Source organism: Mycobacterium sp., assembly GCF_032162605.1.
Taxonomy (GTDB): Bacteria; Actinomycetota; Actinomycetes; order Mycobacteriales; family Mycobacteriaceae; genus Mycobacterium.
Genome location: NZ_JAVROT010000548.1, coordinates 1 through 3,240 on the forward strand (window position 1 = coordinate 1; position 3,240 = coordinate 3,240).

At 67.9% G+C, this 3,240-nt stretch carries 1 protein-coding gene; it reads left to right on the top strand.

What is annotated here, in order from left to right:
• Positions 1–50: 50 nt before the first annotated feature.
• On the top strand, positions 51–3,240 hold a 3,190-nt coding region (locus QOI01_RS30355), incomplete at its 3' end, for a polyketide synthase dehydratase domain-containing protein (protein ID WP_526386978.1).

Genomic DNA, 3,240 nt, shown 5'->3' on the forward strand with positions numbered 1-3,240 from the left:
CGGCTGCTTACGTCGCCGGCATCATCGGCCTCGACGACGCGGCCCGCATCATCTGCCGCCGCAGCCAGATAGTCCGGCGACGTGCGTCCGGGCATGGGCGGATGGCGGTCGTGAGCCTGCCGCTCGAGGCGACCGAGGCGCTGCTCACCGGTTATACCGACCGCGTGGCGGTGGCCGCATGTAATGGGCCGACGACGACCGTGATCTCCGGCGAGGCGAACGCGTTGGTCGAGCTCAGTCAGCTGGCCGAGCGCCGCGACGTCTTCTTTCAGTTCGTGAACGTCGACTACGCCTCGCACAGTCCCCAGATGGACCCGCTGCGAGACGAGCTGTTGGAGTCGCTCGGCACGATCGACGCGCGGCCGAGCTCGATCGCGATGATGTCGACGTCGGGCCGGGCCACGTTGATCGACGGACCGGAATGTAACGCTGCCTATTGGGTCAGCAACCTGCGTCACCCGGTGGTCTTCGCGCAGGCGATCGATGCGCTCATCGCCGATGGCTGTGACGTCCTGCTCGAGCTGAGCGCGCACCCGACGTTGGCAATGTCGATGTCAGAGTGTCTGCGCCAGAGCCAGTGCCCCGGCATCGTGCTGTCGTCGATGCGACGCGACGAAGACGACCGCAGCGTATTGCTGGAGGCGTTTGGTGCGTTGTACGCCGCTGGTTTCCTGAACGACTGGGCGCGCCTGTATCCGACGGGCGGACACGTGGTGCCGCTGCCGGCCTACGCCTGGCAGCGCGAACGATTCTGGGTCGAAGACAGCGGTCTGGCGCCGGTGGCACCGCCTGCCCGCAAGGGCGGGCACCCGCTGCTCGCCAGGTACTTCAGGTCGGCGGCGGATCAGGGCACACATTTCTGGGAGACCGATCTGAGTGCCCGCGCGTTTCCGTACTTGAGCGATCACCGCGTGCAGGGGGCGACGGTGATGCCGGCCGCGGGTTTCTCTGAAATGGCGCTGGCCGCGGCGACGGAGGTCTTTGGCGCCGGCCGTCACACGGTGCGCCATCTGCAGTTCCAGAAGGCGCTCTTCCTCGCCGACGATCAGCCGAAGACGATTCAGCTCGCCCTTTCGCTCGTGACGCCCGGCGAGGCATCGGTGAAGTTCTTCACGGTGCAGCCGGGCGAGGCGCAGGATCCGTCGGCGTCGACGCTGCACGTGACCGGCACGATCGCGATTGCCACGAACGGGAGCATCACCGCACCCGACGGCGACACGGTCGAGGAGATTCGCGGGCGCTGTCCGGAGATCGTCTCGGCGCCGGAGTTCTACCGCGAGACCCACGAGCGTGGTCTGGAGTACGGCGTGAGCTTCCAGTGCCTGGCGCAGCTCTGGCGGCGCGATGGTGAGGCGATCGGTCAGCTGCGCCGGTCGACGACGGTCGAGAACGAAGCCGGCGCCTATCAGGTTCATCCGGCGTTCCTGGACGCGGCGTTCCAGGCACTGGCCGCCGCGCTGCCGCGAGGAGATGCCGGTCAGGCCGAAGGCAATATCTTCCTTCCGGTTGGCCTGGACACGCTGCGCGTGCACGCGCGTCCTGGCGCCGATCTCTGGAGCCACGCGGTCCTGCGCTCGGGAGCGGACAGGCAGTCGGGCACCATCGAAGGCGATGTCCGCGTGATCGATGCCGAGGGGCATGTGGTCCTGGAGGCGCTCGGGTTCACGCTGCAGCGGGTCGGACACGATGCAGCGGCCGTTACGGAGAAGCAGCTGGGCGAGTGGATCTATGAGACCCAGTGGCAGCGCAAGGCACGCCAGCCGGCGGTTGAAGCGCAGCCCGGCGCGACCACCGCGCGCGGCGCGAGGCGATGGCTGCTGCTGTCGGATGACGAAGTCGGACCGGCGCTGTGCCGGCGTCTCGAGGCCGCAGGTGACGAGTGCGTGGTCGTGCTCGCCGGCGACTCGTACGAGAAGGTGACGGCGGCACAGTACCGGATCAACCCGGCGCGGCCCGAGGACTATCACCAGCTGCTTGCGCAGACCGCCGCCGAGGACGGAGCCTCTTGCGATGGCATCGTCCATCTCTGGGCGGCGGAACGCTGGTCGCCGGAAGGCGCCACTCTCGCCATGGTGCAGGGTGCGCGCCGGCGTGGATGTGACTCGGCACTGCATCTGGTTCACGCGCTGGCCGACGTGAGTCGCTCGCCGGCGCCGCGGTTGTGGGTCGTCACCGTCGGTACGCAGCCGGTGGGTGATTCGCGCGAGCCGCTGTCGATTGCACACGCTTCGCTCTGGGGTCTGGCCGGCGTCATCGGCACCGAGCATCCCGAGCTGCGCTGCACGCGCGTGGATCTCGGCGCGTCGGGCGAGGGCGAGGAGATTCAGGCATTGCTGCATGAGGTGCTTGTTGGCGATGGGGAAGACCAAGTGGCACTGCGCGGCGGCGAGCGTTGGGTGCCGCGTGTCGTCCGCCGGTCGGCCGAGGTCGTGGACGAGAAGCGCCGACTGGTGGGGGCTGGGGAGCCGTTCCGCCTCGAGATCGCGACGGCGGGCATCCTGGAAAATCTGACGCTGCGCAGTACCACACGCCTGCAGCCCGGCCAGGGGCAGGTCGAGATCCAGGTGCGCGCGGCGGGGCTCAACTTCCGCGACGTCCTCGTCGCGATGGGTGTCATTCCGCCGGTGCTTGAGCAGTCACTCGACCTCGGGTGGGAGTGCGCGGGAACCGTGGTCCGAACCGGCCCGGGCGTCGAGCACCTGAGGGTTGGCGACGATGTCGTTGCCCTGGCGCCGTCATGTCTTGGCTCGTACGTGACGACCGACGCGACGCTGGTCGCGGGCAAGCCGGCGCACATCACCTTCGAAGAGGCGGTCACGATCCCGCTCACATTCATGACCGCCTACTACGCCCTGCATCATCTCGGCAGGTTGAGCAAGGGCGAGCGTGTCTTGATTCATGCCGCGGCCGGCGGCGTCGGCCAGGCGGCGCTGCAGATCGCGCAGCACGTCGGTGCCGAGATCTTCGCCACGGCCGGGACGCCGGAGAAGCGGGCATTCCTCAAGCAGCAGGGCGTCCAGCATGTGATGGACTCCCGTTCGCTAGAGTTCGCCGACGAGGTGATGCGGATCACCGATGGGGAAGGCGTCGATGTGGTCCTCAACTCCCTGGCCGGGGAGTTCATCCCACGGAGCCTGGCGACGTTGCGTGCCGGTGGACGGTTCCTCGAGATCGGCATGGTCGATATCCTGCAGAACAACCCGCTGGGCCTTCGCGAGTTCCACAAGAACCTGTCCTTCT